26 protein-coding genes and 1 pseudogene are annotated in these 25494 nt (G+C 57.8%); 9 read left to right on the top strand and 18 right to left on the bottom strand.

What is annotated here, in order from left to right:
- Positions 1-24 precede the first annotated feature (24 nt).
- From V9T28_RS18710 to ltnD, 14 genes are all read right to left on the bottom strand, one after another.
- Positions 25-972 carry a 3-hydroxyacyl-CoA dehydrogenase gene (locus V9T28_RS18710; RefSeq protein ID WP_116402293.1) on the bottom strand — a complete coding sequence of 316 codons (948 nt, stop codon included), beginning with the start codon at positions 970-972 and terminating at the stop codon, positions 25-27.
- 142 nt (positions 973-1114) lie between these two features.
- Complete coding sequence (locus V9T28_RS18705) at positions 1115-1534, bottom strand: RidA family protein (protein ID WP_116402291.1); 420 nt, start codon at positions 1532-1534, stop codon at positions 1115-1117.
- A 20-nt stretch (positions 1535-1554) separates the two neighbouring features.
- The gene (locus V9T28_RS18700) at positions 1555-2316 is read right to left on the bottom strand and encodes an SDR family NAD(P)-dependent oxidoreductase (RefSeq protein ID WP_116402289.1); all 762 of its coding nucleotides are present in this window, start codon (positions 2314-2316) and stop codon (positions 1555-1557) included.
- A 36-nt stretch (positions 2317-2352) separates the two neighbouring features.
- Complete coding sequence (locus V9T28_RS18695; RefSeq protein WP_116402287.1) at positions 2353-3111, bottom strand: amino acid ABC transporter ATP-binding protein; 759 nt, start codon at positions 3109-3111, stop codon at positions 2353-2355.
- A complete protein-coding gene (locus V9T28_RS18690; protein WP_116402285.1) occupies positions 3108-3764 on the bottom strand; it encodes an amino acid ABC transporter permease in 657 nt (218 codons plus the stop codon). The genes V9T28_RS18695 and V9T28_RS18690 overlap by 4 nt, the downstream gene beginning before the upstream one ends.
- Positions 3765-3766: 2 nt before the next feature.
- Entirely contained in the window at positions 3767-4429 is a 663-nt protein-coding gene (locus V9T28_RS18685; protein ID WP_116402283.1) for an amino acid ABC transporter permease, read from the bottom strand.
- 54 nt (positions 4430-4483) lie between these two features.
- Positions 4484-5308 (bottom strand): ABC transporter substrate-binding protein, encoded by an 825-nt coding sequence (locus tag V9T28_RS18680; RefSeq protein ID WP_116402281.1) that lies wholly within the window; start codon positions 5306-5308, stop codon positions 4484-4486.
- Between the two features lie 93 nt (positions 5309-5401).
- On the bottom strand, positions 5402-6289 hold the full coding sequence (locus V9T28_RS18675; protein WP_245424204.1) for an ABC transporter substrate-binding protein: 888 nt from the start codon (positions 6287-6289) through the stop codon (positions 5402-5404).
- Positions 6286-7377, bottom strand: a complete 1092-nt coding sequence (locus tag V9T28_RS18670; RefSeq protein ID WP_116402279.1) for an LLM class flavin-dependent oxidoreductase — start codon at positions 7375-7377, stop codon at positions 6286-6288. Before V9T28_RS18670 ends, V9T28_RS18675 begins: the two co-directional genes overlap by 4 nt.
- 42 nt (positions 7378-7419) lie before the next feature.
- Positions 7420-7929 carry a flavin reductase family protein gene (locus V9T28_RS18665; protein WP_116402277.1) on the bottom strand — a complete coding sequence of 170 codons (510 nt, stop codon included), beginning with the start codon at positions 7927-7929 and terminating at the stop codon, positions 7420-7422.
- Positions 7930-8323: 394 nt separating this feature from the next.
- Positions 8324-9079 (bottom strand): SDR family NAD(P)-dependent oxidoreductase, encoded by a 756-nt coding sequence (locus tag V9T28_RS18660; RefSeq protein WP_116402275.1) that lies wholly within the window; start codon positions 9077-9079, stop codon positions 8324-8326.
- Between the two features lie 91 nt (positions 9080-9170).
- Positions 9171-10436, bottom strand: a complete 1266-nt coding sequence (gene otnK / locus V9T28_RS18655) for a 3-oxo-tetronate kinase (RefSeq protein ID WP_116402274.1) — start codon at positions 10434-10436, stop codon at positions 9171-9173.
- Between the two features lies 1 nt (position 10437).
- Positions 10438-11214, bottom strand: a complete 777-nt coding sequence (otnI, locus tag V9T28_RS18650) for a 2-oxo-tetronate isomerase (protein WP_116402272.1) — start codon at positions 11212-11214, stop codon at positions 10438-10440.
- Positions 11211-12134 (bottom strand): L-threonate dehydrogenase, encoded by a 924-nt coding sequence (ltnD, locus tag V9T28_RS18645; RefSeq protein WP_116402271.1) that lies wholly within the window; start codon positions 12132-12134, stop codon positions 11211-11213. Before ltnD ends, otnI begins: the two co-directional genes overlap by 4 nt.
- A gap of 236 nt (positions 12135-12370) precedes the next feature.
- Here ltnD and otnC point away from each other — a divergent pair, with 236 nt between their 5' ends.
- From otnC to V9T28_RS18625, 4 genes and pseudogenes are all read left to right on the top strand, one after another.
- Positions 12371-13036 carry a 3-oxo-tetronate 4-phosphate decarboxylase gene (gene otnC, locus V9T28_RS18640; protein ID WP_116402269.1) on the top strand — a complete coding sequence of 222 codons (666 nt, stop codon included), beginning with the start codon at positions 12371-12373 and terminating at the stop codon, positions 13034-13036.
- A 133-nt stretch (positions 13037-13169) separates the two neighbouring features.
- Positions 13170-13673 (top strand): flavin reductase family protein, encoded by a 504-nt coding sequence (locus V9T28_RS18635; RefSeq protein WP_116402267.1) that lies wholly within the window; start codon positions 13170-13172, stop codon positions 13671-13673.
- A 472-nt stretch (positions 13674-14145) separates the two neighbouring features.
- Positions 14146-14865: a GntR family transcriptional regulator gene (locus V9T28_RS18630; protein WP_116402263.1), complete on the top strand. Its 720-nt coding sequence runs from the start codon at positions 14146-14148 to the stop codon at positions 14863-14865.
- A 207-nt stretch (positions 14866-15072) separates the two neighbouring features.
- Positions 15073-15270, top strand: a pseudogene (locus V9T28_RS18625) (transposase); the annotation flags it as partial.
- 337 nt (positions 15271-15607) lie between these two features.
- On the opposite strand, the gene V9T28_RS18620 reads toward V9T28_RS18625, so the two are convergent.
- From V9T28_RS18620 to V9T28_RS18605, 4 genes are all read right to left on the bottom strand, one after another.
- Entirely contained in the window at positions 15608-16900 is a 1293-nt protein-coding gene (locus tag V9T28_RS18620) for a D-tagatose-bisphosphate aldolase, class II, non-catalytic subunit (protein WP_116402262.1), read from the bottom strand.
- On the bottom strand, positions 16897-17844 hold the full coding sequence (locus V9T28_RS18615) for a tagatose kinase (RefSeq protein WP_116402260.1): 948 nt from the start codon (positions 17842-17844) through the stop codon (positions 16897-16899). Before V9T28_RS18615 ends, V9T28_RS18620 begins: the two co-directional genes overlap by 4 nt.
- A 185-nt stretch (positions 17845-18029) precedes the next feature.
- Positions 18030-19469, bottom strand: coding sequence for an ROK family protein (locus tag V9T28_RS18610; protein ID WP_116402258.1), 1440 nt, complete (start codon positions 19467-19469; stop codon positions 18030-18032).
- Between the two features lie 12 nt (positions 19470-19481).
- Complete coding sequence (locus V9T28_RS18605) at positions 19482-20396, bottom strand: tagatose-bisphosphate aldolase (RefSeq protein WP_116402257.1); 915 nt, start codon at positions 20394-20396, stop codon at positions 19482-19484.
- Between the two features lie 240 nt (positions 20397-20636).
- On the opposite strand from V9T28_RS18605, the gene V9T28_RS18600 reads away from it, so the two are divergent.
- The 5 genes from V9T28_RS18600 to V9T28_RS18580 all read left to right on the top strand — a co-directional run bounded on the left by V9T28_RS18600 (position 20637) and on the right by V9T28_RS18580 (position 25464).
- Complete coding sequence (locus V9T28_RS18600) at positions 20637-21542, top strand: sugar-binding transcriptional regulator (protein ID WP_116402255.1); 906 nt, start codon at positions 20637-20639, stop codon at positions 21540-21542.
- A gap of 162 nt (positions 21543-21704) precedes the next feature.
- Positions 21705-22694, top strand: coding sequence for an ABC transporter substrate-binding protein (locus V9T28_RS18595; RefSeq protein WP_116402253.1), 990 nt, complete (start codon positions 21705-21707; stop codon positions 22692-22694).
- 118 nt (positions 22695-22812) lie between these two features.
- Positions 22813-23877, top strand: a complete 1065-nt coding sequence (locus V9T28_RS18590; protein ID WP_116402251.1) for an ABC transporter permease subunit — start codon at positions 22813-22815, stop codon at positions 23875-23877.
- Entirely contained in the window at positions 23870-24616 is a 747-nt protein-coding gene (locus V9T28_RS18585) for an ATP-binding cassette domain-containing protein (RefSeq protein WP_116402249.1), read from the top strand. The genes V9T28_RS18590 and V9T28_RS18585 overlap by 8 nt, the downstream gene beginning before the upstream one ends.
- A 119-nt stretch (positions 24617-24735) precedes the next feature.
- Positions 24736-25464 carry an SDR family oxidoreductase gene (locus V9T28_RS18580; RefSeq protein ID WP_116402248.1) on the top strand — a complete coding sequence of 243 codons (729 nt, stop codon included), beginning with the start codon at positions 24736-24738 and terminating at the stop codon, positions 25462-25464.
- Positions 25465-25494: the final 30 nt, after the last annotated feature.

Genomic DNA, 25494 nt, shown 5'->3' with positions numbered 1-25494 from the left:
CCATCGACGCGCGTTTCTACGCGTTCAATCTCCTTGTGCCGCAAGGACACGTTTCTTCATCGACACGAAGGAAGCCAGGCAGCGGTCACGCCAGGCGCGCTTCTGCACCAGCATCTTGCTCGGCGTGACCGATCGCATTGCCGCATCGATCTTCGCAACGAGTTGAGGGGACCAAGGGCGGGGATCGGATTGTTCCCTCGCAAGACCCTCGTACATCGGACCAAGGTTGCGGCAATATTCTGTGACGCCTTGGCTCGCATTGAGATCGATCGTCTCAAACGGCCCCATGAAGAACCAACGCAGGCCCAAACCGTCCTTTATCGCCTTGTCGACGGCATCGACGTCGCAGATGCCGTCCTCGACGAGGCGAAACGCCTCTCCAAGAACCGCGCTCTGGAGACGATTGACCAGAAAGCCGTTAATCTCCCGGGTCAGCGTGACCGGAGATTGGCCCACATTTCGCATCAGTTCCACCGCGCGCTCGACCGTGGCAGCCGCAGTCCATGGCGCTGGAATTATCTCGACCAATGGAATGAGATGAGGCGGATTAATCGGGTGGACGACCAGACACCGTGGTGCGTGGCGAAGACCTTCAGTGAACGAGGAAGCAGGCAGTCCGGATGTGGAACTTCCAACCACTGTTGAGGGTGAGACGAGGTCGTCCAGCGTTTTGTAGAAAGATCGCTTTATCTCAACGCGTTCCGGCAGGCTCTCCTGGATATAGTCGACATTCGCGACCGCCTCGGCCAGGTCTGTAGTCGTATGAAGCCGCGACATTACGTCGTCGATGCCGTCCGATCCGGCCAGGTCTTCCTTCTCTAGGTCGACAAGCGCTTGTCGGACGAATGTTGTTGTCGCGGCAAGAGCATCGTCGGAGATGTCGAAGACGTTGACTTCGTAGCCCCGGCGCGCAAAGACGAGAGCCCAGGAGGAGCCAACGACCCCTGTACCCAGAACCGCAACCGTCGTCATCGGCCTCTCTCCATCCCGCAATGTTCTTAGTTGGATTGTCTGTCCCTGCTCTCGATGCCTGCGGTGCAGACGGCTCGGGAGAGCCCCGGGGGTGAAGATGCAGAGGCGCCTAACGCGCCGATGCATCAGCCGTCTCGTTCAATTAAAGCGAGATCGACAGGTTCTTCACGGGAAGTGCGCCCGCGCCACGATAGGCAGTGATCTCGATTTCGAAGAGATATTCAGGTCCGCCCAGCGGGCCGCAGCTGACGCAGCTTGCCGGATCGACGCCCCGGAACTTCTCGCCCATATAGGCCATCACTTCCGGGACGTCCGCCTGACGCGGAATGAAGATGCGCCGCCGCACCACATCCGCAAGGCTGCTGCCGACCGCCTCAAGCGCCCCTTCCACATTTTTCATCGCCTGCTTCGCCTGCTCGATTGCCGTATCGGGCATCGCACGGGTCTTGTAGTCGCGCCCGGCTGTGAGGGACATGAAAATCCAGTTCTCGAGGGCGACGATGCGCGAATAGCCTTCCTTCTCTTCGAGGACGCTGCCTGACTTGAGCTTGACGAGTTCCATTTCGTTCTCCGTTATCCAATTCAGATCGAGATCCCACCATCGATCGCCACCGTCTGACCAGTGATCAGCGCCCCGGCGAAACCAAGATAGACGATGAGCTGAGCGACATCGGCCGTGGTGCAGACTTTCTTCAGAGGTGTGTTGGCAATGGTGCTCAGACGACGCTCCTCCGACCATTCGATGCCCCACGAGCTTTCGACCACGCCGGGCGCCACGGCGTTGACCCGCACGTCAGGAGCAAGCGCGCGCGCCAGGTTCTTCGTCAGGTTGATGACTGCCGCCTTGGAGCCGCTATAGGCAATGGTGCTCGCCACCGCGCCAAAACCCGCGATGGAGGCGGTGTTTACAATCGCTCCTTTGGCCGCCTTGAGAGCGGGCGCCGCAGCCTTAGAGCACCGGAACACGCTCATAAGATTGACGTTAAGGAGACTTGCCCAGAGCTCCTCTGTAATGCCGTCAAGATCGTTGATTGGCACCGGGACCTTCACGCCCGGTATGCCCGCGTTGTTGACAAGCAGATCGAGACGGCCGAGCGTCGCCACCGCCTCAAGCACCATTGCTTCCGCTTGCCCGGCGTCGCCGACATCACCTGGAGCACCGATAACGTTGAGCCCTTCCTTTTGGAATTGAGCGAGGGCCGCTTCACCCCGCTGGTCCGCCGGCAGAAAGTTGATTGCGACCTTGGCCCCGGCCTTGGCCATTATGTGCGCGGTTGCCAGGCCGATGCCCGACGCGCCGCCGGTGACGAGCGCCGCCTTTCCCGTGAGATTGAACGAGATCATGAGTCTAACCTTCAATGGTGTGTTGAGTGGAGTTCGCTAAGCGACCGAACTTCGGACGATTTCAAGAGGCCTGCGCTTCTCGCGTCGCAGGAACTTCTGAGTCTGTTCTTTCTGGGGATTGTCGATCACTTCTTCGGCCGTGCCGATTTCACAGATTTGGCCCTGATAAAGGAAGGCCACGCGGTCAGCCGATTCCCGAGCGAAATTAATGTCGTGGGTGACGACCACCATAGTCATCCCCTCGCGCTTAAGGAGCCGCATGGTCTCCAGGACTTCGCCCACCAGTTCCGGATCGAGTGCCGAGGTGACCTCGTCGAACAGCATGTAGCTTGGCTCCATCGCGAGGGCGCGTGCAATCGCGAGTCGCTGCTGCTGCCCGCCCGAAAGCTGTGACGGCAAGCTCTCCCCCTTATCGCCAAGCCCCACATGCGCGAGGTGCTTTCGCGCGAGCTCAAGTGCCTCCTTGCGGCTACGCTTCGCGACGACGCGCGGGGCGAGCGCGACGTTCTCCAGGGCGGTGAGATGAGGGAATGCATTATACTGCTGGAAGACTATTCCGACCTTTCGGCGCAGCTTGTTGATGTCGGTATTCGGGTCGTGAACACTCACGCCATCGACAATGATCTCGCCTCCCTGAATCTTTTCCAGACCGTTGATAGTCTGGAGAAGCGTGGACTTGCCCGAGCCGCTTGCGCCGATGAGACAGACGAGTTCGCCTTTCTCGATCTTGAGGTCGATGCCCTTCAGAACGATCACCGCGCCGAAGGCCTTCAGGACGTTATTGATGAGGATCATACGCGGACCTTTCTTTCGAGGTGCCGGCTGTAACGCGAAACCGGATAGCAGATGATGAAATAGAAAAGCCCCGCACCCATCAGCAGCAACCAGGTCTCATGTGTCCTGGTGATGAGTATTTGGGTGGAACGCATATACTCAACGTAGCCGACCACGCCCGCAAGAGCGCTGTCCTTGATCAGGCTGAGGACGAGACCGATCCACGGAGCCAGTCCCGTCCTGAATGCCAGGGGCGTGGATATGTACAAAAGCTCCTGGTAACCGTTCATGCCGAGCGAGCGAGCGCTTCTGCGGTATTGAACCGGGACCGAGAGGAGGCCCGCGCGGACCACCTCGGCGGTTACCGCCGACATCCAGGCGCCAAGCGCGACTGTCCCGAACCAAAAGGGTGAAGCGCCGAAGCCCAGGATCGACAGAAAGCTGTTGGCGAGTATCAGCTGGATGATCATCGGCACGCTGCGCAGGATGTCGATGAAGGGGGTGGTTGCGACCCTCGCCGTCAAAGACACGGTGCGCAGCCAGCCAAGTACGATCCCGGCAAGCGTGCCAATAAGGGTTGCCGCGGCGGCCAGCCTGACGGTGTTGAGCAACCCCTCAGCCAGGAAATATGCGTCCGACCAGGCAAGGCCTTGGTTTGCGAATTGAAACTGCATGCCTAGCTCCTGTAGATGAGCCGGAAGGCGAGGTGGGACGATAACTGCAACCCTTTGGCAATGAGGTAATAGATCAGTGCCGTGACCAGAAAGAACTCGAATGTTCGAAAGGATGTCGACTGTGCGTACTGCGTGGCGCCCGAGAGCTCCTGCAGTCCCACCAGCATGCCAAGCGAAGTGTTCAGCATCCCCCAGATGCCTTGTGTGATATACGCAAGGAAGATCACCTTGAACATCTGCGGAAAGATCACGTAGATGAAGCTCTGCGGGCTGGTCATGCCAAGCGAGCGCGAAGCCGACAGCTGCTGTTGCGGGATGGCGGCCAAGCCACCCCTGAAGATTTCCGTCATATATCCGGCGTTATTGAAGGAAACGGAAATGAGCACGGCGGCGTAGCTGGGGATGTTGATGTGGAAGGCGCCCACCCCGAAATAAAAAAGATAGAGCTGAAAGACCGCAGGCGTGTTGCGCGACAGCTCCACCCACCAGGTCGAAAAGCGGTAGGCCCATCCTTCTCCCTGCTGGCGCGCAACGGCCATGGGCATCGCAATCAGCGTGCCGATGATGAAGGCGAGAATGGTGATCTGGATCGTCACCCAGGCTCCTGCCAACAGCAGGGGAAGTGAGTCCCAGACGATTGACCAGTAGAACTGATAGCCGTTCATGCAGTCACCCGATGCTCATGCCGGCAGATTGGCCCGCCGGCATGAACCTTTTGGTTAGAAGTTAATGCCGTCGGCCGTCAGCGGCGGCAACGGGCCATCGCCGTAATACCTGCTGTAGATTTCGGCCCGGCGCCCGCTTACCTCCTGCTGGAATACGAACAGCCGCGCCCAGTTGAGGAATTGCTGATCGTCGCGGTGAACCGCGATCGAGCCGAAATCGGCCAGAGGTGCGGCCCCCGCCTTGACGAATTCCGGGAACTGACCGCTTTGCGAAAGCGCGTGGAAGACACCTGCGTCGATCAAGATGGCATCTATCTTACCTTGCTGTAGAGCGAGGTAGGATTCTGCATCGCTAGCATAACCGGTGTAGGTCGCCCCGGAACTTTGCCAGCCCTTGGCGAGTTCCTCCTTGAAGAGCTGCTCGGGTGTGGTGCCCACGACACCGCCGAGTTTCTTAGACTTCAGATCGGAATACTGGGTGATCCCGGTGTCCTTGCGCGTCACCACGGTCATGATGTTGTTGGTATAGGGCTGGGTGAAGGCGACCGTCAACGCCCGCGCCGGGGTCGGTGTGGTGGATGCGATCAGCACGTCGATGCGGTTCGAAACCAAGGCGGGGATGCGATCCGGCGATGGCGTCTCGATGATCACCGGCTCGGCCCCGAGCGCCTTCGCCATGTCCTTGCAAACGGCGACGTCATAGCCGTCGGGCTGATTGTTCTGATCGCGAAATCCGGCAGGCGGGCTATCCAGCATGATGCCGCAGCGCAGCTTCTTGTTCTTGACGATCGTGTCGAGGGCAGACTCGGCATGCGCCTGAGCTGCGAACACCAAGGAGGCGACCGCTGTCGCCAGCAGAGCCTTTACAATCGCTTTCATTTTGTTCCCCTTTTCTGCTTTGCAGACTAAGTTGCTGGCTGAGCATTTTTGAGGCCGCTCAGCTTGCCTTCCTCGCTGGCTGAGGTTTCGAGGTTAGAAGTTGATGCCGTCGGCTGTCAGCGGCGGCAACGGACCGTCGCCATAATACTTCTTGTAGACTTCGGCACGGCGCCCGCTTACCTCCTGCTGGAAGATGAACAGCCGCGCCCAATTGAGGAATTGCTCGTCGTCGCGGCGAACCGCGATTGAACCGAAATCGGCCAACGGCGCCGCTCCCTCCGCTACGAATTCGGGAAACTGACCGCTTTGCGAAAGCGCGTGGAAAACGCCAGCGGCGATCAGGATCGCATCTATCTTGCCTTGCTGCAGCGCAAGGTAGGATTCTGCATCACTCGCATAACCGGTGTAGGTCGCCCCGGAACTTTGCCAGCCCTTGGCGAGCTCCTGCTTGAAAAGCTGCTCGGGCGTGGCGCCTATGACGCCGCCGAGCTTCTTGGACTTCAAATCGGAATACTGGTTGATCCCGGTGTCCTTGCGCGTCACCACCATCATGATGTTGTTGGTGTAGGGCTGTGTGAAGGCCACCGTCAGCGCGCGCGCCGGGGTCGGCGTAGTGGAGGAGATCAGCACATCGATTCGGTTCGAAACCAAGGCCGGGATGCGATCCGGCGATGGCGTCTCGATGATCACCGGCTCGGCGCCGAGCGCTTTCGCCATGTCCTTGCAGTAGGTGACATCATAGCCGTCGGGTTGGTTGTTCTGGTCGCGAAATCCGGCGGGCGGCGCGTCCAGCATGATGCCGCAGCGCAGCTGCTTATTCTTGACAATCGTGTCGAGCGCGGAGTCGGCATGCGCCTGACCAGCGAGTGCCAATGTGGCAACCGCTGCTGCCAGCAGAGTCTTCATCATTGTTCTCATATCCTTCCCCATTTTAATGTTGCGGACCACGTTATTGGTTGGGCATTTTTCAAAGCCGCTCAACTCGCCTTTCTCGCCAGCTCGGGTGTCACGCCGATAGCTTCGATAGGTCCCACTTCCTTCTCGATGAGCGGCACGACTTCGTTCTTGAACCGAACGATCGAGCGATGCGCCAACTCGATCGGCATGCAGCCGAAGGAGAAGTTGCAGGTGTAGTTGCTAGGATTGAGACGCTTGATGTCCGCGACCATCTTCTCGGCAACGGTGTGCGGATCGCCCACCACCATGTTGTTTGCATACTGGTCGAGCGTGTACTCGCCCTCAAACGCCTGGTTGCTGATGTAGCTGTTGTCGTCCAGCGGCGGTGAGGCCTGGCGCAAATAATGCGCCATGCGCCCTACATATCGGGCACGCTCCGCAACGGCCATGGCCTCGCTGCGATTGTCGGTTATGGCGAGGTACTGCATGATCGCCAAGGGCTTGGCCGCAGGCTGCTCGCCGATGCTCCTCCAGGCGTCGTTGAGCCCGTCGACCATCTTGTAGAGCACGGGCGACCCGAGCGTGCTGGCCGCAAGGAACGGGACCGCCTTCCACTTCTTGAACCGCTCGAGGAGTTTGGGATGAGAGGAGGTGACAAAGATTGGCGGAAGAGGCTTCTGCTGCGTGCTGATCGCGAACTTGGTTATGGGAAGGGAGACGTGTTTTCCCTTGTATTCGACCTCGCCATCGACGAGCGCCCTTTCGATAACGTCCCAATATTCAAGGAAAACGTCGACCCGATCGTCCAGAACGACATTATAGCGATCAAACTCGTAGCGCTGATAGCCCGTACCCATACCGATGACTAAGCGGCCCTCGGTTTGCGTGTCGGCGACAGCGATCTCCTGGGCGACACGGAGCGGGTTGTACAGCGGCAGCACGATCACCCCCGGGCCAAGCTTTATCCGCTTGGTCCAGCCGGCCGCGTAGGAACACATCATCAGCGGCGACGGCGAGCTCGAATAGTTGGCGAAATGGTGCTCGGCGAACCACGCAATGTCGAAGCCGAGTTCCTCGGCGGTCTCCACCATCTTGCGGGTGTCGCGCATCACGCCCTGGGCGCCGTCGGGATGATCGCGTAGCGTCATCAGGTTAAAAAGACCAAGCTGCATTCATTTGCTCCTAAGATCCGTCATCGACGTTGGCAATCAGTCCTATCCAGCCTTCTGGAGGACCATGGGCGAAGTCAGCGCATAGGCGCCGTTCTGGTAGATCAACGGGTCGACATCGGAGGCGAATGCCACTCCCGCCACCCGTCCGATAATTATGTCGTGGGTGGCGTACGAGATTGCCTGATCCATCTCGCAGAACAGGTTCGCCTGTGCGCTCGGCAGGTAGGGGACGCCCTCCTTTTCGTTCCACTCGCCAATGTCGAAACGTCTCTCGGCTGGTCGCCCGCCGCTGAATGAGTTGGATATGTCGGACTGCGAGGCGCGAAGCACGTTGATGCAGTAGCGCCCCTCTTCCTTGAGCGGCACGCTGATCGACGAATTGCGATTAACGCAGGCGAGGATCGCAATCGGGGCGAAACTGAGCGGAGTTACCGTCGTGACGGTGATGCCGTAGCGGCGCCCATCGTGCTTGCACGAGATCACGCAGACCGTCGAGGCCACGCGCCGCATGGACTGTCGGAAATGCTCGGTTCTCAGATCCTGCGAGAGCATTTTCTGCTTTTCCTGTTCCTAGCTTTAAGATTGCAGATTATCTACAATCTGTCAACGCACTATTTTTGAGCAATTTGATTCACAGGAGATTGCTTCCTTTAATGGTGGTAGTCGTGCGCCCAGTCCTGACCCGGAGCCAATGCGGCCAAAGCCGGAATCTCGATTGGACTCATGAGCGAGGCAGCGCGTGTTTGAACACAACTTGCTGACTTCTCGACTGCCTTTGGAGGCACAACCATTCCGCTCGTCGCCCCATTCGGGCGATCGACGCATCGAACTGTTGCCCGAGCCAGCATCACGATCGGAAATCTACCGGTCGCGCCCCGCTCATCTAAAGCCGAACTCGCCCAATTCCACCTGATAAGGGATGCTTTGCAGCAGGAGGCTCTATCCGCTACCGAGCAGAGTATCCCCCGTCCGCCATCAGGATCTGGCCTGTGACGAACGATGCCTTTTTTCCTGCAAGATAGAGAATCGCATCAGCGATTTCGCTAGGCTCCGCCCAACGACCAAGCGGATGGGCGGCCTTGATAGCAGCTTCGCCCGCAATGGGATCTTCCAAACCGTCCAGATATCGCCGCAAAAAGGGCGTGTCGATCGAACCCGCGCCGACAGCATTCACTCTGATACCCTTCGGCGCGTAATCAATCGCCATCTGCCGCACAAGCTGCAAAAGCGCGCCCTTCGCAGCGCAATAGGCAGCCTGTTCTGGTAAGCCTAAGACGCTTGAGATCGAACCTGTTGCAACGATCGAACCGGCCCCTTTTGCAATCATCGAAGGAAGCGCTCGTTTTGACATCAGAAAGAGTGACTTGGCATTCGCATTCATCACGCGATCCCATTCCTCTTCGGTGGTATCGTGCACCGACTTCGAAATAATAAACCCGGCGTTGCTGATGAGTATATCGACAGAGCCGAATTTCGCCTCTGCGACACCAAAGATCTTTTCGACGTCGTCTGACTTTGTGACGTCCGCCATAACCGAGACAATTTGATCCGGTTTGATTTCGTCAAACTGGGTCACGGTGCTCGCAATATCTGTCGCACAAACACGAGCGCCCTGCGCGACCAATTGCGCGACGACCGCTCGGCCGACGCCGCCTGCGGCACCGGAAACAACGACAGTCTTGCCTCCGAAGGTAGATTCCATGTGTATTTCCCTCGTTTCGAATGCGGAAACAATGCCATTCGGCAACTCGGCTCGTGATGTAGCGACAGCTCATAGTTTAGCCGGGGCGCTGCTATTTCATCCGAACGAGTGCGTCATGAAAGAAATTGGTCCCGCCAAAATTGCCCGACTTGAGTACCATCATCAGGTTTCCGGATTTCGGGTCCGTTGATCTTAGGACGGGAACACCTGCCGCCAATTCGTCACCGACCTCAAAGCTCTCGATACCCAGCCGGTCCACGATTGCGCCCGATGTTTCTCCCCCTGCTACGACGAGTCGCTTCACACCCATCGCAACCAATCGTGCCGCGATATCGGCAAGGGCCGCTTCAATCACCTGTCCGGCTACGAGCTTACCGTGCCTTTGTTGCACGGCGCGTGCCGTATCCGGCGAACTCGATGCAGCGATGAGGAATGGGCCTGTACCGATGTGCTGCCGAGCAAAGCCTATTGCCGTTTCCACGTTACCGTTCGACGCAATCAACTGATCGGGGTCGAGTTTGAATGTCGGCATATGTAATTCGGCGGCCGCAATTTGCTCCAATGTGCGTGCGGAACAACTTCCCGCAAGCACGGCCGCATATCCTGCGACAGGCTCCAACGGTTTTGCCGCGATAATTTTGGAGTGCTGTTGCAAGATCGCATGGGCAATTCCAGCGCCGAGGCCGGACGCACCGGTGGAGACGGGGTTCGAAATTGCCAACTCGCCGAGAATGTCAAGGTCGTTCTGTGAAATCGCGTCAGCTATGATCGAGCACGGTCTGTGAGGGAGAGACTTAATGCGCTCGTGGCAAGCCAATGCGCCTTGGTTCATGGTTTGAAAATCGACGTTGTAAACGGGGTGTTTGGTCTGCCTCGAAAGAACACGAACAAGGTTCGCATCGCGCATGGGGTTGAGGGGATGATCTTTCAGCGGGCTCTCGTTCAATAAAGTGTCCGCAACAAAGAGATGACCTTTATAAACGGTTCGGCCGGTCTCGGGAAATGCGGGTGAGATCAATGCCCAGTCCGCGCCGGCATTCGCGCGCAGTGCCTCGGTCACGTGTCCGATATTACCGTCATCGGTGGAGTCGAAAGTCGAGCAGATCTTGTACATGACATGCGGAACACCGAGCCCGCGCAGGAACGCGTCGGCGTTGAGCGCCGCGGCAACGGCTTCGCTCGCCGGCACAGATCGAATCTTTAGGGACACGACCAAGGCGTCAATGTCCGTAAAGCCATGCGTGCTGGAGGGAATGCCAATCGTTTGGACCGTACGGAATCCGGCTTTGCGCCACGTATTGGCGAGGTCAGATGCGCCCGTATAGTCGTCAGCGATCGCCGCAACGAGAATCGTCATTTTAGTGCTTTCGGTAGGGCAGGAACCATCCAAGCCCGTCACATGTCTGCCCAGCAGGAATGTACTCGCAGCCGACAAACCCGTCATAGCCGAGCGTTTGCAAATGGCTCAGAAAATGGTCGCAATTAATCTCGCCTTGGTCGGGCTCATGTCGGTCCGGCACGCTCGCGATCTGTACATGTCCAATGATTGGAAGCAGTCGCTGGAAGCTTGCAGTGACGTCGCCATGCAGAATCTGGCGATGGAATACGTCGTACTGCAGCTTCACATTCTCCATATTGGAGCTACGGATAAAGCTCTCGGCAAAAGCGAAGTCGTTTAGGAAATAGCCAGGCATGCTGCGCGTGTTGATGGGCTCCAACAGCAGGGTCAGCCCCTTGGTGGCGAGTTGTTCAGCGGCGAACAAAGCCGATTGTCGATATTGCGCGGTCGCAATAGGATCGTGGCGGTCGGCAATGCCGGCCATCATGTGCAGACTCTTGACCCCGGTTGCTTCGGCATAGTGTAGCGCCTTTGCGACACTGTCCTTGAATTCCGCGAAACGGTCGGGCAGGGCGGCAAGCCCGCGCTCTCCCGCCGGCCAGTCCCCGGGGGGCAAGTTGAAGATCGCCTGCATCAGGCGAAATTTCGTCAACCGTTCCTGAATCGCTTCCGCGGGAAAATCATAAGGGAAAAGATATTCGACAGCTCCAAATCCCGCATCCGCCGCCGCTTGGAAGCGATCGAGAAACGGCCATTCCGTAAACATCATGGAGAGGTTGGCCGCAAACCGGATCATGAGCGATGCTCCGGCAAGCTGGCACCTGAAAGTGCGGCATAGGTGCGTGCGACAGAAGCATCGTCATCTCCGCCCATTCCAGCGCCTGAAGTGGCAAGATACATCTGCAGGGCCGCCGCGGCGAGCGGAGCCGGAAAGCGTTCCATTCGTGCCATATCCTGAAGAATCCCAAGATCCTTGACGAATATCTCGACGGAACTGAGCGGTGTGTAATCCCCGGACAGAATATGAGGTACGCGATTCTCGAACATCCAGGAATTGCCGGCGGATGCGGTGATCACCTCGTACACCGTGGGCAAATCGAGCCCCAATTTTGAGGCTAGGGTTATGGCTTCGCAAGCGGCGGCAATGTGGATGCCAGCCAGATGCTGGTTGATCATTTTCACGGATGCCCCGATCCCTGGAGCATCACCCAGCCGGTAGGTCTTCGCAGCGATAGCGGCTAGCAGTCCCTCAGCCTTTTCAAAAGCAGCTCGACTACCTGACGCCATCACTGTCAAGGCGCCGTCGGCCGCCTTGACGGCGCCGCCGGAAATCGGCGCATCGAGATAATGAATATTCCTCTCTGCCAGCCGCCCCGCCAGCCGCCTGGCTTCGGACGGCGCCATCGTGGCGGACGATACGAAGACGGATTGGGGCCTCATAGCTTGGAAGGCGCCGTTTTTTCCAAAAAGAACGCCGTCGGTTTGCGTGCTATTGATCACGACGCAAAGGACGACACCTACGTCCTTTGCGGCTTCCGCGGGCGTGTCGGCGACCTGTCCGCCAGCTTGCGAAAAGCGGTCCTTGGCCGCCTGGGATACATCGCAGCCCCTTACGGTAAAACCGGCTTTCAACAGCGATTTTGCCATCCCCAACCCCATCGATCCCAGTCCTATGACTGCGGCGGCCGGACCGGTGGAAGGATGCGAAATCGACATTTTTCTTGTTCTCCGGTGAAATTTTGCGATAGCATAATGCAGATTATCTACAATCTGCAATCCCTTTTGAGGGATCCGCGCGGCAAAATTTTTCCGTAACCAAAGGTGTCGTCATGCCGCTACTGGAAGCGTGGTTAGAAGCGGCATCAAAGATCTATGGATCTGCGTAGAGTTTGGCGGGTTGAGGCGGTCGAAAATGTTCGCCGGCGGCAGGTGAGAGCGAAGGAGCAAATAAGATGAACGAAACGAGTCTTCGTGAGCAGATATGCCTTTATGGTAAATCGCTGTTTGATCGCGGGTTGACGCCAGGCTCATCCGGCAACATTTCGGTTAGAATGCCGAATGGTGGCTGGCTCGTGACGCCGACGAATGCGTCGCTCGGTTTTTTGGATCCGGGAAGGATTTCTCGGCTGGACCCGAACGGTCGATTGATTTCCGGCGATGCGCCTACCAAGGAAATTCCACTTCATTCAGCGCTTTATGAAACGGTGCCCGAATCGCAAGCCGTCGTGCATCTGCATTCGACGCATTCCGTTGCCTTGACGATGCTTCCGGAAATCGATCCCAAAGCCGTATTGCCGCCGATGACTCCCTATTATTTGATGCGTGCGGGACAAACCGCACTTGTGCCCTATCACCGTCCTGGCGATCCAGCCGTTGCCGAGGCGATCAAGGGGCTCGCCGGAAAATATACCTCTGTGCTTCTCGCCAACCATGGACCTGTGGTCACTGGTAAGGATCTGGAGGCGGCGGTTTTTGCAACGGAAGAACTTGAAGAAACGGCGAGGCTCTATCTCCTCCTGAGAGGCCTAAATCCTCGCTATCTGTCCTCCGACCAGGTCGAGGATCTGCGGCGCCATTTCCCTGTTAATCTTCCCGCCCACGATCACGACCACCCTTAACGCGTTGCACCGCAAGCACTTTCTTCTAGCCCGAGGGGCCTCCTGTTGTTGGCCTTTAATAACTGACGGCAAAACTTGCCTTGACAGATTGTAGATAATCTACAATTTTAGAGTCAGAAAAAGGGAGCGCGGGATGCTTGATCAAAACCAAGAAGATTTCCGTCAATCCATGCGGCGTCTCGCGGCAACGGTTTGCGTGATTTCCTGCCAAAACGAAGGCGTGCGGTACGGGATAACTGTGACGTCAGTGACGTCGTTGTGCTTCTCTCCGCTCTCCATTCTGGCCTGTATCAATCAAAAAGCATCGATCAGCGATCCTCTGCGCAAGGAGAGGCGCTATTGCATCAACTTGCTGCAGGCTTCTCAGGTCGATATCTCCAAGCGCTTTAGTGGAGGCGTACCGGCAGAGGAGCGGTTTCTCGTTGGCAATTGGGCCTTGCGGAATGGGATGCCGTATCTCTCGGATGCACAAGCAAATCTCTTTTGCGAAGTCGATCACGCCTACTGCTATTCGACCCACGACATCATCGTTGGTCGCGTGATCGCGTCGCGCTTTGCCTCCCAAGTTGCACCGCTGATCTACCAGGATGGCGCTTATGCCGTCGGCGCGCCGCTTGCCTTTCAGAGCGCCGCATGAACGAACAAAACACAAGGCATCCGAATGCCTGATTTCAATTCGATTTAGGAGAACGATACGCTGCTTGGCCTATTCAGACTCATGACAGTTCGCGATCATCCGCATGGCGCGCGTGGTATCATGTGCAATATGAGAAAGATGGTTCAAACGGCCGAGGAGCGCGACTTCAGCATTGCATGGTTTGCGGGGTTCCATCTTGGCAACTATTCGAGTTCGCCGTCGCCGTTCATGATGTGCTCCTGCGCGGCGGGATGGACGAAAATGATCGAGCTCGGTCCCCGGGGTAATGCGATCGCGCTGAAGCGCCGGTTCCGAGGCGATCCCCGGCTACCGCATTTTGGACTCCGGGCGTCGCCAACCGAGCCGGGATCAAGAGGGCATGAATTGGAGTTTCTGTGGGTTTCCATTGTATATGATCGACAAAAATGAGTCGCTGGAGTAGGACGTTCCGTCAAATGGAAGAGAACGTCGGATGTCGAAGTCTGTAGAAAAATCGGTCATGGCCCGAATGACCAACATGGAGGCCACCCAATTTGCCGCTGAGCAAATCCGGAAGGCCATCATCGGGGGGCAGTTTAAGCCTGGGGACCGCCTTATTGAGCAACAACTCACCGACATGCTCGATGTCTCTCGTCATCCGGTTCGGGAAGCGCTGCGATTACTTGGGCGTGAAGGTTTTGTGGAACTGAAGCGAAACAAGGGCGCTTCTGTCCGCGCTGTCGACGCCGCGAGCGTGATCGAGGTCTATAATATTAGGGTGGCGCTTGGCCGTATCGCGCTTGATTACCTCTTGTCGGAAGCGGGCCGCCTCAAAACATCCGATCTGAATCGTTTGGAAAAACTAGCCAAAAACGCTGTCAAGTTCGCTGAACTCGATAACCAGGCTCAAACCGTCAGCAATGACCTTGAGTTTCAGCAGGCTATCATCGAGGCGACTGACTTGGAGAGGACCATTCGTTACTTCTCGGAACTGACGGGGGACGTGAGACGCTTCAATAATCTACTCGGGGTTGTCTATACGGATCGCAAAGCGGATGCCCAGAACTACGTGATGAAACTTTATGAGGCGATTAGAGACGGAAACCTTTCTAAAGCTCATACAATCTGGCAGGCGAAGTTTTCAAAGGCCGCTCAGCGTTATCTCTCGCTCATCGAAAGCGGACAATCCGACGGAGCGCGCAAAATCAAATAATCATTCCACATCGCTCGAAACGCATTCTGAGTTCGCTGAGGCCGCCGCCATGTGGTGCCGACGGGGCAATGGGGCGCAGCAGATGGATTCTAAACGGCGCCGGAGGCTAAATGTGCTGTGGCACCTACCATGTCCTCCAGAAGAGGCTAGAGTCCGGCCCGAAGGAAAGACTGGACCACGAAGAGATCGAGGTTTGCAGAGGAGCAGATCATTGTGGTCTTGCGCGATTAGGAGGGAGGTGTTCCCACGGCTGATGTCTGCCCGAAGCACGGGATCAGCAGTGCAACTTTCTATGCATGCAAGGCGAAGTTCGGGGGCATAGATGTCTCGGAGGCGAAACGCCCGAGCGGCCTTGAAGAAGAGAACGCCAAGCTGAAGCGGCTTCTCGCCGAGGCCGTGGCCGACAGGCCCTCGACTCCACATTGCGTCGCTGTGCTAGATCGAAGCTTTCAAATCACCACTTCCAGCGAATGTCGGTCTCGGTAGTTGCGCCCTCCCGCAACCACCTCAACTTGGAAAGGATGCAAGTTCTGGCTGACGCCGGTCTGTGAAATTGCTCAGAATGTTGACTCGCATACGAAATGCCCGCAGGTATTTGATATTGTTGTTTAACCTCCCGTCATTCAGAGGGTCAATCTACCATCGACGCGGACCTCTAGGATTCGTTAGATTGCGTAAATATTATCAATGGGTTGTGGCTCTCAGCGCGGGGTCACTTTTAGGATCACATTCACAATCCTCGCTATGAATGGCGGACCATCGCCGCTCGATCATAATTGCGAATGACGTTGCGAACCGCTTCGATCATCAACGCGTGCGGCTGAGATTCGACCTTGCCGCATGCAACTGCCGGGTAGAGCGTGCCAAGATATTGGCTGATGAGCGTTTCTGGCAGCTTGCGCCCTGAGAGCCGCCGGAGCAGAGCGTCTACGGCAGCGCGCGCGTCGGGGTGCGGCCAATAATAGCGGATGCGGTCGCTATATGAGAAATGGCGCTGCAAGCGACGCTCCGTGGCATCACCATGGTAATATTTCTCCCAATTCTTCGGCTCGGCAAGGAGCAGCCGCTCCATCTTTCCGCGCAGCGTCTCTTCGTCGCCCAGATTGTCGAGAAAGGCCGCAAGTTGATCAAGGCCGTAAAGCGCCTCCCGCAGCGCGAATGTAAGCATCGGACCGACCTTAAGGATTGCGAACCCGTCCTGCACTAGCTCGGACAGCGCCTGCACCGGTTGATAGTCGGTCGAATGAGCCTCGAACACGAATTGTGGCACCTGCTTGAGAACCGCGCTCAAGGAGGCTGCCTTGCCCCTATCGTAAATGACAACATTTTCGTTGCCAAATTCGACACCAGGCTGCACGACCGCACCGATGGCCCGTTCAAACGCGTCTTGAAGGCCAAGTGCGGTGAAGGCTTTGCGATGCACCTCTACCGTTTCGATGGCTGCGTCCGGCTTGGTCAATTCGAGATGATTGAGCGCCTCCATTGCGCCTCCCGGGATCGGCACTTCAGTGCCGATAATATATAGAGGGCGATCGTAGTCGGTTGAATCCCCCGCGCTTTCCGATACTTTCGCAAGGCGCGCCGCGCGCGCCGCGGTCGTCTCATCGGGCAGTGCGACGGGTTCGCCTGCGCAACCCATCGACGTATCAAGATGGATCTTGGTAAAACCTGCCCGCACGAACGCATCCATCATCGCTTCGGACCGCCGCATGGCCTCCTCGGCGGGAAGATGTCTCCACGGATTTGGGCCAAGATGGTCGCCACCCAGAATGAGTCGCTTTGTATCGAATCCAACCCGCAGGGCGATTTTTTCGACAAATTGCCGGAAGTCGGCTGGCGTCATCCCCGTATAGCCGCCTTCCTGATTGACCTGATTGCAAGTGGCTTCGATCAGAACATCCGTACCGGTGGCGACGCCTTCCAACAGAGCGGCCTCGATGACTAGCGGATGCGCGGAGCAGATCGAAGTTATTCCGGTGCACGTGCCGCTTGCATAACGGGCAGGAAGGGCACGAAGTCTGTTGGTACTGTTCACGCCGTCTCTCTATGCTTTGCCAGGAATGCCTCGATCTCCGCCATCGTGGAGGTTCCCTCCATTGGACCTTTCACACCTACCGCTCGCGCGCCCGTCGCGTTGGCGATGATGAGGGCCTTGCGCGGCTCCATTCCCCTTAGCCAGCAAGTGACGAACGCCGCTCCGAAACTGTCGCCGGCACCTGTGGGATCAACCTCGTCAACCTTGAAAGCCGGCGCGAATGCCTCGCCCGCGCTGTCAAAGTAACTTGCTCCATTCGCCCCGCGCTTGACGACGATCGCTTTGATGCCGCGATCAAGCAATTCTGCGATCGCCTCTTTTTCGTCAGCAGCCTTGCTGAAGAGCAGGATTTCCGGTCCGCTTGGCATGAAGAGATCGGTATTTTGAAGCGCGTGATCCAAAGCCGCGCGCATGCCGGGTAATTCAAAAATTTCCTTGCGGATATTGGGATCGAAAGAGATTGTGCCGCCCTTGGCTTTGATATGTGCGATTGCTGCGCGGATTAGGGAGATAATCCCCTCGGAGACAAGTGCAGAGCCCATGATGTGAAGATGATTCGCGGTCTCGATCAGCTTTTCAGCCTCGGGCGTCAGCCCGATGGCGCTGCAAGCGCTGTGCTTGATATTGAAAATGAAGTCGCGATTGCCGTCGGGGCGGTAGCGCACGAAGGCACTGCCCGTCGCCGCGGTGGGATGCATGCCGATGGCTGACACATCGACACCGTCCCGCCGCAGCCGTTCAACATTCAGGGCGCCAAAATCATCTTGGCCGACCGCACTGATGATACCGCAGGGCTGCCCGAGCTTCGCCACCTGATCGATGAAGATTGCCGGTGCTCCGGACGCAAAAGGACCAATCAATGGAATAGCGGTTTTAAAGCCGTTGCCCGTTTCCATGGCCATGATCTCGACGAGAATTTCTCCGATCGTGATAATTTTACCCATAGCTTGCGACATCTCATATGCTCAACGATTTGCTGCGTGTATCGAGCCATACGGCGATGAGAATAACAACGCCTGTGACGATGAGTTTGCTTTCCAAGGATCGACTTCGAAAGCACCATGCCGTTCAGAACGAAAATCGCTGCCATGATGCATATAGTGATGGGAACATCCGACCCGAGCCCAGCTCATGTAGCGAACAAGGCGTTTTTCACCCAGGTTGTGATGCTTTCAACGTCCTGGGGCTTTGTGGTGTCGATATCAAGGACAGGGCCGAGGTGGTATGGCTCTGCCCGCTTGGCAAGTTCTATAAGCTCGGGCACATAGGATTGTCCCGGATGGCCGGGGAGCCGCTGGCTGGCCCTGCTGGAATAGCGCTCACCGACGGTTTCCGGCGGTGCGTGGCACCACAGTTCCACGATGCCGGTAATGCCGGCCATCGCCACATGCTCCAGCAGGGTTTCCCGGGGCTGGAAGCCGAACCACGCGTCAACGATGAAGGTCGAGCCTTCAGGGGCTTCCGCGACAATCGAAAAGATGGATTTGTAGCTCGCCCTGCCGAGAACTCGGTTGAACGGCCTGTCTACATCTTCGATCAGTTCGAGGAACGGATTCTTGATCGTGTCGAGCGCTAGAACGGGCCATCCCGTGCGTGAGGACAATCTATGGGAAAGCGAGCTTTTCCCGGAACCGGGCACCCCATTTACCATCACCAATCCTTTGCCGGCGTGTGCGGCCGGGCGGCCGGTTTCCCCGGTAAGGTCGAAAGCGGCAAGTCCAGCACCGATGACACCGGCATCATCGCCGAGCAGGGCGCCTCGTATCTCGATTTCGTACCAATTCTTCGCCGCAGGCAAGAAACTGAGGGCTTGTAGGGCGGCGTGCCCCATACCGCCGCCCAGGATGACGACATCCGGGTCGACGGCGGCAGAAAGTGTGTTGACGGCCGCCCGCAGAGGTCCTGCCCACGCACGCATCACTGCCAAGGCGTTTGGATCACCTGAGATAGCGAGCGGCAGAACGTGTTCGAAACGCGTTTCCTGGCTATAGCCGGCCTCATTCAGGTGGCGCCGCAATGATGTGCCCGAAGATTCGGTCTCGACGCAGCCGCGCTGGCCGCAAGGGCAGGGCTGCCCGTTCACATTCACGATGAGATGGCCGAACTGTCCTGCGCAACGTTTGCCATGGACGACCTTTCCTCCGTCCATCGTCGCGCCGCCGATGCCGGTGCCGATCGTCAGCATCACCACATTGCGCAGGCCCGAGGCGGCGCCTCGCCTCGCCTCACCGATCAGCGCCATGCCGCAGTCGTTGGCAACCATCACGGGCAGGCCAAAGGTTTGAGCGATTTCACCCTTGAGGTCTTTTCCGGAGAGGTCCAGAAAACCGCCCGAGATGACCTCACCGGTCCAACCGTCGACGCGCCCGGGGATGCCGATCCCAATCGCCGCCGCGTTTTCACCGCCCATGTCGCGGATCAGCGCTTTGATCAAGTCAAGCGCTTGGTCAGGTTCACGGCTGCCTGCGACCACCTTCTTGCGTAAAATGTCGCCGGTCGGCGATATGCTTGCGGCGCGCATGTTTGTCCCGCCGACATCGACACCGATTGCGAAACGCTCCGAGAACATGGGCGACGAGCCTCAGGCCGCGGCGCTTTGGCTATGACGATAGCGCTTGATGAGCGCCTGGATGTCGCGCAGGCGCGAAACCGCCGTTGTGGAAAGTTTGTCTTGCGAGACTTTGCGGTCGAGCGAGATGCAATCCTTCCACAGCGACCGGCCGGCAATGACGCCGGATGCACCGTTCTTCATAGCCGCCTCGACCTGGCCGAGGAACGTCTGGTGGTCAACGCCGGCCGACAGAACAGCCCACGGAACGTCGCCCGCAATCCGGGTCACTTCGGCGCAAGCCGCCTCCGATCCCGGATAAGGAATCTTCAGCACTTTGGAGCCCAATTCAAGGCAGGCGCGCGTTCCTTCCCGGATCAGCATGGGAATTTTCGCTTCGTATTCCTCGCGGCTTTCGCCCTCGACCTGATAGGTCAGAAATTCCACGACAAGCAGCAGATCCTCGCGGGCAAAATCCTCGATGGTTTCCTTCAGCGTCGCTAGGTTCTTGGCATTGGCCGCTTCATGGTCCATGCGAAGATAGACCATGATTTTTCCGCCTGTGCCACCCAATTCCCGTACGCGGCGCGCATTGATACCGTCGACGATTTTCGAAATACGATAGCCTTCCGGCGAGATTTCCCAGCCGGAGGCGTCGATTCCGATCAGCAAAGCTGTGTGGCGCGGCAGGATATCGTTGTCAACCAGATCGGGAACCGCACAGATCGGGTCCACCAGCACACAGCCGGCATGCGACGCGAGATAGCGGGCGATGTCGGCCTTGGTCTCGCCCAAGATATTGTTCCCGATTTTCGCCTGCTCCTCGGGCGTTGCCGCAAGAAGTGTCCGCATACCGCCGCGCTGGTCGCATGCGATGACCATCATCGAGCCGCTCGCATCACAAATTTGTTGGTATCCGCGCCGCTCCGCGGTCGTCATAGCTGCCATTGTCTCGTTCCCTAAATTAAAACACGCTTGCTTTGGGCGTCAGACGTCTCAATCTCAGGGAAGCGAATCATCCCCCTGCTTGTGGCGCCAATGATGAAATTCCCTCGAACAGGCTCGCGCTCGTATTGAAGTTCGGGCCATTTCGATGTAGTTTTATTCCTGTAACACATTTCAGAAAGGAATTGCAAGCTGATTGTGCCTACCGTTCAAGAAACCCCGGCGTCGCGGGCGACGCTCCACATGGTCGCCAAGTTGCACTACGAGGCGAACATGGCGCAGGTCGATATCGCACGTAAGATCGGCGTATCTACTGCGACGGTTTCACGTCTCCTGCAAAAGGCGCGAGCGCTCGGCATCGTGAAAATTGAGGTGATGGACCTCTCCTCTCCTGAAGAGATTACGCTCGAATTGACAGAAGCGCTCGGGCTGAAGCGCGCCGTCGTTGTTGAAACCCCTTCGACAGGTGTTCTTGGCGCATTGGCCGCGCCGCTCGGCGCGCTCATCAAGGATGAAGGGCTTGGAGCGGGGTCGATCATCGGTATCGGCTGGGGGCGGGCTGTCCGGGAGGTTTTGGCGGCCGGGTTGCCGCGCCTGCAGGGCGCGCGCGCTGTCGCGCTCAACGGCGGAATGCAGCAGGCGGCACCCCATTTTCAGATCAACGAATTCGTTCGCCAAGCGGCCGAGCAGTTTGGTGGCGTGGCGCATTTCCTACATGCACCCTACGTATCCTCAGTCGAATTGCGAGATGCCTTCATGAGCGATCCCCTCGTGCAGGAAACGACGAGGCTTTGGGACCGCCTTGACTGTGTCATCGTCGGCGTTGGATTGCCGCACGCCATTAATGCACCGGAGGCGAGTGCCGCCACCGAAAGCGAACAGGCCATCGGCGGAGCGGTCGGCGATGTCATTCGTCATTATGTCGATATAAATGGCGCATTGCTGAACTGGGACGGCGAAGAGAGGATGATTGCTGCCTCCGCCGATCAGTTGCGTCGAACGACCCTTGCCATCGGGGTGGCGGCAACGGTGAAAAAGGCGCCGGGGATCATCGGCGCGGTCCGCTCAGGCATGATCAATAGCTTGGTGACGGATACGGCCACTGCCCAGGCCATTCTGGACATCCTGCGTCCCGGACCGGAAGTCTGAGTCGGCCAGACTTGCTGGCGAAAGCTATCAAGAAATAATTTTCAGGAAGAAATTTCTTGACGCCGGCATGATGTTGGCGCACATAGTTCCCTATTCGATCGGACGAGATGCCGATCGGAAGCAATGAAGACCAATTCGCCATATAGGGACAGGGAGGAAACTATGGAGCGTCGTTCGTTCGTCAAAACCGCTGCAGCCATGGCCATGAGCGCACCGGTTGCTTTTGCCGTAAGCAAGTCCCGGGCGGAAAATAAAAAATTTACGATCGCTCTGATTCCGGGGCTCACCACGGATGCCTTCTACATCACTATGCGCAAGGGCGCGGAAGCAGCTGCCAAGGCAGTCGGCGCGGAAATTGTTTTCCAGGGCGCACCGGATTTCAACCCCGTAACCCAGGTTCCTGTACTCGATGCCATCATCGCAAAGAAGCCGGACGCCATTCTGATTGCGCCGACGGACAAGGACCAGCTCGTCCAGCCGATGAAGAAGGCTGCCGACGCCGGCATTCCGATCATCACCGTCGATACGTTCATCGGCAACGGCAAATACCAGACGGGCAGCGGAGACGCGGATTTCCCACTCGCCTATGTCGCCTCAGACAACGTCCTTGGCGGCGCAATCGCTGCACGTGCCCTGGCAAAGGCCATCGGGGAGAAGGGCAAGGTCTACGTTTCCAACGTGAAGCCCGGCATCTCGACCACTGACCAGCGCGAAGAGGGCTTCAAGGCCGAGATGAAGAAATATCCAAACGTCAAAGTTCTGGAAACACAGTTTAACGACGACGACGCGAACAAGGCCGCATCGCAGCTCCAGGCCGTTTTCGCGCGTAATCCGGATCTCGACGGTGTGTTTGGCGCCAATCTTTTCTCCGCGCTCGGCGCAGCAAATGGCGTCCAACAAGCAGGCCAAACCGGAAAGATCAAGGTAGCGGCCTTCGACGCGCCGACTTCGATCGTCGACAACCTGAAATCGGGTCTGGTCGACTTCGCCATCGCGCAGCATCCGGCTGAAATCGGTTACTTTGGGGTCATTTGCGCCCATGCACATCTGACGGGCAATTCCATTCCAACAGCGATCGGTACCGGCTTCACGGTTATCGACAAGTCGAATGTTGCCGAAGCAGCCGTCGCCAGATTCATCTACTCCGATTGAGCATTTGCCGCCGAGACCGGATCCGGCTTGAAAAAGGCCGGATGTCCGCCAGCTTCAATTAACCCTTGGAAAGAGCGGGGCCTGCGGGCGCCGGCTTTTTCGCTGTCCGGAATTACAGATGCCAAAACAGCAGATCGTACCTCCCGGTACAATTCCACATGTTGCGCCCCAAGCGGATCATGCGGATGTGCGTAAAAGTGTCGTTCAGCGTATCGCCCAATTGCGCGCGTGGCTTTTCCTCGCGGCGCTCATCATCATATTTGAAATCTGGGCGCGTCTCGATTTTGGCGGAACTTTTGTCGGTTCCTCTTTCAACTGGCAGTCGGTGGCGGTTTTCGCAGTCGCCCCTCTGCTGCTCGCTATCGGGCAGACATTCGTCATCATTTCTGGCGGCATCGACCTGTCGGCGGGCTTCATCATGGGGCTTGCCGCCGTAGTCGCGGCACATGTCACGAACATCGCCGGCCTCTACACGCCGCTGGAAGTCGCCATGATTGTGGGCATTTTTGCAGCGATGCTCGCCGCCGCGGTGCCCGGCATCATTAACGGGCTTTTGATCTCACGACTCAAGGTGCCGCCCTTCATCGGAACGCTCGGCATGTATGGCGTGGCAAGAGGTGCCGCGTTTCTGTTGGCGGGCGGTACGACGGTTCCGGTTAAGAATTCTTATTTCGCCGAGCTCGGCAACGGGCGGTTCTTTGGCTTTCCCGACCTGGTTCTGGTTACTATCATTTTCGTCCTCATCATGCACTATTTGCTCAGCCAGACGCGTTTCGGCCAGCATAACTATGCCGTCGGCGCCAATGCGCAGGCTGCCCGCCGCGCCGGCATTGATATCAAGTCGCACCTTTTGCGCCTCTACACGCTTTCCGCGGTCTGCGCGGGGCTTGGTGGCGCACTCTATGCGGCGCGGTTCACTGCAGGCGCTGCCCAGGCCGGCGAGCCTCTGCTGCTCGACAGCGTTGCAGCCGTCGTCATCGGCGGTGCAAGCCTCTTCGGCGGCTCGGGCACAATCATCGGTACGGTCGCCGGCGCACTAGTGATTGCCGTCATTCAATACGGCCTGGTTTTCATGAACGTCGAGCCATTCTGGCAGTTCATTGCCGTTGGCATCGTCATCATCATCTCGGTGTTGATCGACCAGGCGCAGCGTCGGTTTAGCGGAGGAAAGCAGGATGAATAACGCAACCCCGCTGCTCGAAGTTCGCAACCTTGCCAAGCACTTCGGTGCAGTCAAAGCGCTCGATAGTTGCTCCCTGCTCGTCAGGCCAGGCGAAGTGGTCGCGTTGGCCGGAGACAACGGAGCGGGCAAGACGACGATGATCAAGGCGATTTCGGGGGTCTATCCGCCGACGGCGGGGGAGATCCTGATCGAGGGCCGCACCGTCGCCTTTTCCTCGCCACAGGATGCCCGCGCGAAAGGTATCGAGACAATCTACCAAGATCTGGCGTTGGCCGACAATCTCACGATTGGCGCGAATATCTTTCTTGGCAGGGAGCCGATGAAGCGGATGTTCGGGTTTCTGCCCGTTCTCGATCGCAAAGCTATGGCCAAAGCCGCCGAGAACACGATGGCCCTTCTGGATTTCCATGTGAAGCGCCTCGACGCACCGGTCAGCAACTTTTCGGGTGGCCAGCGCCAAGCCGTGGCCATCGGCCGCGCCGTGTACTGGAATGCCAAGATCTTGATCATGGACGAGCCAACCGCGGCCCTTGGCGTGCCAGAGCAACGCAAGGTCGTCGCTCTCATTCAGTCGCTGAAGGCACAAGGGAGGGGCGTGATTTTCATCTCCCACAATCTGCAGGACATTTTCGCCGTCTCCGACCGCATTGTCGTACTTCGGCGTGGCATTGTCGCGGGAGAGCGCAAGATCTCAGAGACGAACCACGACGAGGTCGTGAAACTGATGATTGGCGGCTAGCGGCGAAGGTCGGGCCCGAGTGGTCAGGCGCCGACCGCGACAACTTTCAGTATGTCATGAAATGACCTTTGGCCAGACCGCCATAAAGGCCGGCAGAGGGTAAACAGGGAAATAATGCCATGTGGGGTCTTCAAGGAAAACCCGTGCTCGTCACCGGCGCAAGCGGCGGCATAGGCGGTGCAACCGTGCGCCGATTGGTCGAGGCGGGCGCTGTCGTTTATGCCAGCGGCCGCTCGGTCGACGCGCTGAACACGCTCGCAGCCGAAACGGGCTGCAAAACCTTGCCGTTTGACCTGGCATCGGAAGAGAGCGTTCGAGCGGCGCTTGGAGGAACCGACATTTGGGGCGTTGTCAATTGCGGTGGGTTTGGCGGCGAGATTGCCACGCCGATGGAAACCGACATCGCCGTTTTCGACCATGTGATCAATGTCAATGCGCGCGGCGCGTTGCTCGTCATCAAATATGCTTCCCAATCGATGATCCGCAACGGTAGGGGTGGGTCGATCGTCAACGTTTCGAGCCAAGCCTCTCTTGTGGCGCTGTCCGGTCATATTTCCTACGGCTCGTCCAAGGCAGCGCTCGACAACATCACTCGTGTTTCCGCGCTGGAGCTCGGCAAATACAATATCCGCGTGAACAGCGTGAACCCGACCGTCGTTATGACAGAAATGTCCGAATTCTACTGGGGCCGGCCAGAGATCGGTGGACCGTTCCTGAAACAAATGCCGCTCGGACGCTGGGCAACAGAAGATGAGATTGCGGTGCCGATCGTGTTCCTGCTGGGTGACGGAGCATCGATGATAACGGGGGTATCGCTTCCAATTGACGGTGGCTTCACGGCGTGCTGACACGTCACGATCGAGTGTGTTCAGCAAATG

Origin of the sequence: Methylovirgula sp. 4M-Z18 (genome assembly GCF_037890675.1) — a bacterium.
Taxonomy (GTDB): domain Bacteria; phylum Pseudomonadota; class Alphaproteobacteria; order Rhizobiales; family Beijerinckiaceae; genus 4M-Z18.
This window is presented reverse-complemented; position numbering and strand designations above follow the sequence as displayed.